General features: G+C 56.3%; 2 protein-coding genes and 2 pseudogenes. 1 reads left to right on the top strand and 3 read right to left on the bottom strand.

Features of this window, described 5'->3' with window-relative positions; genetic code table 11:
- Nucleotides 1-128: 128 nt before the first annotated feature.
- From kdpB to kdpF, 3 genes and pseudogenes are all read right to left on the bottom strand, one after another.
- A pseudogene (gene kdpB, locus ACIQ0R_RS10315) lies at nucleotides 129-1867 on the bottom strand (potassium-transporting ATPase subunit KdpB); the annotation flags it as partial.
- Nucleotides 1868-1946: 79 nt separating this feature from the next.
- A complete protein-coding gene (kdpA, locus tag ACIQ0R_RS10310; protein ID WP_395826879.1) occupies nucleotides 1947-3767 on the bottom strand; it encodes a potassium-transporting ATPase subunit KdpA in 1821 nt (606 codons plus the stop codon).
- Between the two features lies 1 nt (nucleotide 3768).
- Complete coding sequence (kdpF, locus tag ACIQ0R_RS10305) at nucleotides 3769-3858, bottom strand: K(+)-transporting ATPase subunit F (protein WP_395826877.1); 90 nt, start codon at nucleotides 3856-3858, stop codon at nucleotides 3769-3771.
- Between the two features lie 392 nt (nucleotides 3859-4250).
- Here kdpF and ACIQ0R_RS10300 point away from each other — a divergent pair.
- Nucleotides 4251-6430: pseudogene (locus tag ACIQ0R_RS10300) on the top strand (FUSC family membrane protein).
- Nucleotides 6431-6741: the final 311 nt, after the last annotated feature.

The raw sequence follows: 6741 nt of genomic DNA, 5'->3' as shown, positions 1-6741 counted from the left end.
TGTCCGCCAGCTTGACCAACTCAGGATCGGGCTTGGCCCGTTTGGTGCGTTTTACGTAGGTCATTTTTTCCTCTATGGTGGCAGTGTGCTGCCAAATGACCGTTTACACAAAACTAATTACATCCTCTCATCAGCATCTGCTTGCCGATCTCGACGATCTCTAGCGGCTTGGTCGGATTCGAATCCAGATCAACCATGTTGCCGGCTTCCTTCGCCGCCTGCGTGCCACTGTTCATCGCCACCGCGACATCGGCCTGCGCCAGCGCCGGTGCGTCATTAGTACCGTCGCCGGTCATCGCCACCAGACGCCTTCCGACTGATAGCTGCGGATCAGTTTCAGCTTGTCTTCCGGAGTAGCTTCTGCTAGGAAATCATCGACCCCGGCTTCGGCCGCAATCGAGGCCGCAGTCAGCCGGTTATCGCCGGTGATCATGACGGTCTTGATACCCATCCGACGCAACTCGGAAAAACGTTCCTTGATGCCGCCTTTGACGATATCCTTCAATTCAACCACGCCCATCACCATGCCGTCATCGACCACTACCAGCGGCGTACTGCCGCGACGGGCAACGTCGTCGACACGATGCGCCACTTCGACGGGGAAAGGCTGACCCAGTTCCTGCAGATAGTTTTTCAATGCCTCGGAAGAACCCTTGCGGATTGCGTGGTTACCGATATCGATACCGCTCATGCGGCTCTGTGCGGTGAACGACACAAAGGTGGCATTCAGCGCAGTCATCTCGCGCTCACGGATATTGAAGCGTTGCTTGGCTAATACCACGATACTGCGCCCTTCCGGGGTTTCATCGGCCAGCGAAGCCAGTTGGGCGACATCGGCCAGTTGCTGCTCGCTGACACCGGGCGCCGGAATGAACGCAGAAGCCTGACAATTGCCGAGCGTGATGGTGCCGGTCTTGTCCAGCAGCAGCACGTCAACATCACCGGCGGCTTCCACTGCACGGCCGGATGTGGCAATCACATTAGCTTGCATCATGCGGCTCATGCCGGCCACGCCGATGGCCGATAACAAGGCCCCGATAGTGGTCGGGATAAGGCACACCAGCAAGGCTACCAATACCGTGATGGTAATCGGCGTGCTGAACTTGGCGGCGGCCACGCTGAATAACGAGAATGGCAGCAATGTCACCGTCACCAGCAGGAACACAATGGTCAGCGCCACCAGCAGGATAGTCAGGGCGATTTCATTCGGTGTCTTCTGGCGCTTGGCGCTCTCCACCATCGATATCATACGATGAAGGAAAGCTTCGCCTGGATTGACCGAAACACGCACCACCAGCCAGTCGGACAGGATGCGGGTACCGCCGGTAACGGCGGAAAAATCGCCGCCTGATTCGCGGATCACGGGAGCCGATTCGCCGGTGATCGCGCTTTCATCGACCGAGGCCGCACCTTCGATGACTTCAGCATCGACCGGGATGACATCGCCGGCTTCCACCAGCACCACATCGCCTTTGCGCAGATTGCTCGCTGCAGTCGAAGTCCAGTTACTGCGCTGGCCGTTGGGCTTGCTGTTGGACTCCAGCTTCTTGGCCAAGACAGTTTGCTTCAACGCGCGCAACGATTCTACCTGCGCCTTGCGGCGCCCCTCGGCAAGAGCTTCGGCAAAATTGGTGAAGAGGACGGTGAACCAGAGCCATACCGAAATGGCCAGAATAAAAGCCGGGCTGGCTTCGCCCTTGCCGGTCAAGGCCTGAAAATATAACAGCGTGGTCAGGATACTGCCGACATAAACCACGAACATGACAGGGTTGCGCAATTGCGTTTGCGGAGCCAGCTTTTGAAACGATGCGACGATGGCCGGGCCCATCAGCGCGGAATCGAAGAGCGTCAGATTGGTGCGAGACATGATGATCCTTCTTCTTGATTGGTTGGGACAGAGACGTTGGTCACACTGCGAGACTGCCTGGACTGCGCCCAAAAATTTTTTATTTCGGCGCGAACATCTGCAGATGTTCAACCACAGGCCCCAACGCCAGCGCTGGCACGTAGTTCAACACGCCCACCAGAACCACCACCCCGATGAGCAACACGATGAACAAAGGGCCATGCGTCGGCATGGTTCCGGAGTTGAGCTCCAGACGCTTCTTGGCGGCAAACGAACCAGCCATTGCCAGAATCGTGACGATGATGATGAAACGTCCGAACCACATGGCGATTGCCAGCATGACGTTGTAAAACGGCGTGTTGGCCGATAGTCCGCCGAATGCGCTGCCGTTATTGTTGGCGGCGGACGAAAGCGCATACAGAATTTCACTGAAGCCATGCGCACCTGGATTGAGAATGCCGGCCACGCCAGCGCTCGCCATTACCGCTATCGCGGTGCCGCCCAAGACCAGCATCGGCGTCGCCAGGATCGCAATCGACGTCATCTTCATTTCGAACGATTGAATTTTCTTACCCAGATACTCAGGGGTGCGGCCGATCATCAGGCCGGCGATGAACACCGCCATGATGGCAAACACCAGCATGCCGTAGAGTCCTGAACCGACCCCGCCGAAGACGACTTCCCCCATCTGGATCAGGGCCATTGGCACCATGCCGCCCAAGGCTGTGAACGAATCGTGCATGGCATTCACCGCGCCGCATGAAGCGGCGGTAGTGATTGCCGCAAACAGGGCTGAGGCGCTGATGCCGAAGCGGGTTTCCTTGCCCTCCATGTTGCCGCCGGATTGCAGCAGGCTGTGCGCCTGGTCGACCCCCAATGCGCCGATTCCCGGATGCGCTTGCTGCTCGGCGTACATCACCACCACCGTCATGACGACGAAGATGGCAGTCGTCGCCGCCAGCACCGCCCAGCCCTGGCGGATGTCACCGACCATGAAGCCGCAAGTGAAACACAGTGCGGCAGGAATCAGGAAGATTGCCAGCATTTGCATGAAATTCGACAGCGGCGTCGGATTTTCATAAGGATGCGCCGAGTTGGCATTGAAGAAGCCGCCACCGTTGGTGCCGATCATCTTGATAGCCTCCTGCGACGCCACCGGGCCCATGGCCAGAGTTTGCACCTTGGTGTGCATGGTTTCCAGCACCGGCTTGCCGGCTGCATCGTTGAGCGGCTGGCCGTCGGCACCGACTTTCGGCTGCTGATAAGTCAACGGCTGCACGATGTTGGCCTCCCGATAGGAGTCGAAATTCTGGATCACGCCTTGGCTGATCAGGAATATCGAGAAGATCACCGACAGCGGCAACAAGATGTAGACGGTGCAGCGCGTAACGTCGGTCCAGAAATTACCGATCGAATTTGCCGAGTGACGCGCAAAGCCGCGAATCAAAGCGAAGGCAACTGCCATGTCGGTCGCTGCGGAAAAGAAGTTTTGCACCGCCAACACCAGCATCTGGGTCAGGTAGCTCATCGCGCTTTCGCCCGAATAGCCCTGCCAGTTAGTGTTGCTGATAAAGCTGACAGCGGTATTGAACGCCGAATCCGAGCTGAGATTGGCAAAGTGCTGCGGATTCAACGGCAACCAGAACTGCAAGCGTTGCAGCGAATACGTCGCCAGTGCGCCGATGGTATTAAAAAGCAGCAATGCCAGCGCGTAGGTCTTCCAGTTCATCTCAGACTTGGCCTGGATCCCGGCACAACGATACAACCATTGCTCGGCCCGGTTAAACCAGCCGAAGCCGCTTACCGGGGCCTGATCGGACGAGCCTGCGGCTACCTGCACGATAAATTTTCCGAGCGGGTAGCTCAATACCAGCAGCGCCACCAGGAAAGCGATCAACAACATGGTGGATTGGGAGGTCATGTCAGAAATCCTCCGCGTTGATCAAGGCCACCACCAGATACGCCAGCAGCGCCACGGTCAGCACCGCGCCAAGTACATAAAACGGGTTCATTGCCGATCCTCCAGCTTCTTGCAGCCAAGCGCCAGCGCCCAGGTCACGCCAAACATCGCGGCGATTGCAGCAACATAAATTGCATCCATTACCAGGTCCATCATCACCCTCATTACAGATTAGTTACGGTAATGACAGGCTATCGAGATAGCTTCTAAAAATGTCGTAACGAGTCCTGGTACGGGTGTAAACAAAGTATAAAAAAAGCGTAAAAACCGGCGATTTCGCAGAACGACGGGCGCACCAACGGCAAATTCCCGATTGACGGCTGGCGGCAGACCGGCAGCTCTTGAACGATAAAAAATTCATGCTTTTTATGCCATTTTTCAATCATTCTTCAAGGCCAAACGGGTTACACTCTGCGCATTGTCAGCCAACGCTTAAGACCAGACATGCACTACGCCCTCGATCTGCGCACCTTTATATTTAGCCATTATTTCTATACTGGTTTGCGGATCGCCACCGGCGTGGTGGGCCTGACCATGCTGGTGCTGCAGTTCTCGGATTTACCAACCGCGATGACGGTCTGTATCGGCGCCCCCCCTCCACCAGCCTGATGGATTTGCCGAGCAGCCTGCGCCACAAGTTCAACGAAATGCTGTCAAGCGTGCTGCTGTGTACTGTGGTCACGCTTGTCATCAGCCTGTGTGCGCCATTCCACTGGTTGTTGAGCATGATGCTGGTGATCGTGACTTTTCTCGCCAGCATGATGCTGGTGTATGGCAAAAAGGCTATGCCGCTGCAATTTTCAGCGCTGTTCGTAATGACTTTGTCGATGGAAAACGCGATGAATGTCGGACAGGCGTTCTTTCACACCGGCCTGTTCCTGGCCGGCGGCCTGATCTACCTTGCCTATTCCATGATCGTTTCATGGTTCCTGCGCAGCCGTATCAAGCAACAGGTGCTGGCCGAAGCGCTATTTGAGTTGGCGCGCTATATCAATATCAAGGCCGATTTTTATGATATGCATGCCGACCTCAGCAGCCAGTTCAATATCCTGGTGCGCCAACAAATTGTGCTGGCGGAAAAGCAGCAGGCATCGCGCGACCTGATACTGCGCGACCCGAAGAATCAGGAGGATGCGATCCTGGTGCAAGTCCATTTCGGCATGTTTGATCTGTACGAACATATCCTCTCCACCCATACCGATTACGCTATCCTACGCCAGCATCTGGCCGATGCAGAAGTCCTCACTTACCTGCGTGACCTGGTCAACAAGGCGGCCAAGGATATCGAATCCATCACCTATGCCGTCACCCGCAAGCGCGCCTCATTCGCCAGCATCAGCTACAAGGCAGAATTGCGCTCAATCGAGGCCGAGTTGCAGCAGTTACAACAGGATGAGTTGACTGGCAAGGTGCCGCAGGAAGCCCTGGACGTCCTGCGCGCCACCTACGGCAAGATCTGCGATGCAATCGACATGATCGGCCAGTTGCACCACGCCACCCAAAGCGTGCAAGGCCCGCTGCCGGTATTGCTGAGCAAGGACATGACGCAGTTTCTGACGCAGCAAAAATACCAGTTGGGGGTACTGGTGGCCAACCTGCGCTGGCACTCGCCAACCTTCCGTTTTTCGGTACGGGCGGCACTGGCGATTTGCTGCGGCCTGCTGGCGGCCGATGCGTTGCCGTATGCCGGACACGGCTACTGGGTGGTGCTGACGATTGCCATTATTCTCAAACCCAGCTTCAGCCAAACCAAACAGCGTCGCAGCGATCGTTTGATCGGCACCTTGATCGGCTGCGTCGCCACCGCCCTGATTCTGCGCTTTGTGCACGAGCCGGTGGCACTGCTCGGCTTTCTGTTCATGGCAACTGTCGCCGCGCCAGCCTTCATTTATGTCAAATACCGCTACACCGCAATCGCCGCCAGTATGCAGATATTGCTACAGATTAATCTGGTCATCCCGAGCAGCGGCCATGTGATCGGCGAACGCCTGATGGACACCTTGATCGGTGCCGCCATTGCCACCGCATTCAGCTTCGTCTTGCCAAGCTGGGAGTACCGCACCTTGCCACAACTGATTCGCAATGTATTAAAAAGCAACCAGCGCTTCCTCGAAGCCAGCAACAATCTGATGCAAGGCAAGAGTGCCGACGATTTCATTTATCGGCTTTGCCGTAAGCGCTTTCTGGACAATATTTCAGAATTGGTATCAACCTTGGTGCGCATGCTCGACGAACCGGTCAGCAAACATCGTGCAGTAGAAAACCTGAACCAGTTCATCGTCCAGAACTACCTGATCATGGCACACGTGGCAGCATTGCGTATGCTGCTTCGGCGCAACGCCGAAGGCATGCCGCATGACGCGGTGAATACGCAGTTGGATGCCGCCACCACGCACGTGTGCCAGATCTTAGGGCGGGCTGAGCAAGTGCTCAACCCCCATCTCGCGGCCACTGTTTCGAGCCAGAGCGATGTGGGCTCGATCCCCGCACATGACGCCGCAGCGGCCCAGGCCAGTGGCTGGGCGGCCTGGCACGGATTGCAGCAACGGGTCGGATTGCTGTACGAAGATACGGAAAAAATCACAACCAACAGCGCCGCCATCGGCCGCATATTGGCGGCATGAACGAGACCACCAGCCGCTGCTCCCCACTCCCACTCCCTACTCCCGACTTCGCCCCTACCCCGCAAGCAAAGACAGCAAGCAGTCAGCAAAGCCGCTGCTCAGATGTGGCATCGCCACTACTTTAAATTAAATACTATTGTTTCCTTCCTACACCTCAACAAATACGAAGAAACACCAATGAGATCTGAGCTTCCCTCGATTTTTCGTCGTCCAACAGGTGGCTTTTATGCCGCCTGTTTTTCCTGATGTTGCTCAGTGAGCCAGTCATCTAAATACTGGCAGGGTGAACGATAGCCAAGCGTCGAATGCTG

This window comes from Collimonas sp. (genome assembly GCF_044339385.1).
In the GTDB taxonomy this organism is placed as follows: Bacteria; Pseudomonadota; Gammaproteobacteria; order Burkholderiales; family Burkholderiaceae_D; genus Collimonas.
This window is presented reverse-complemented; position numbering and strand designations above follow the sequence as displayed.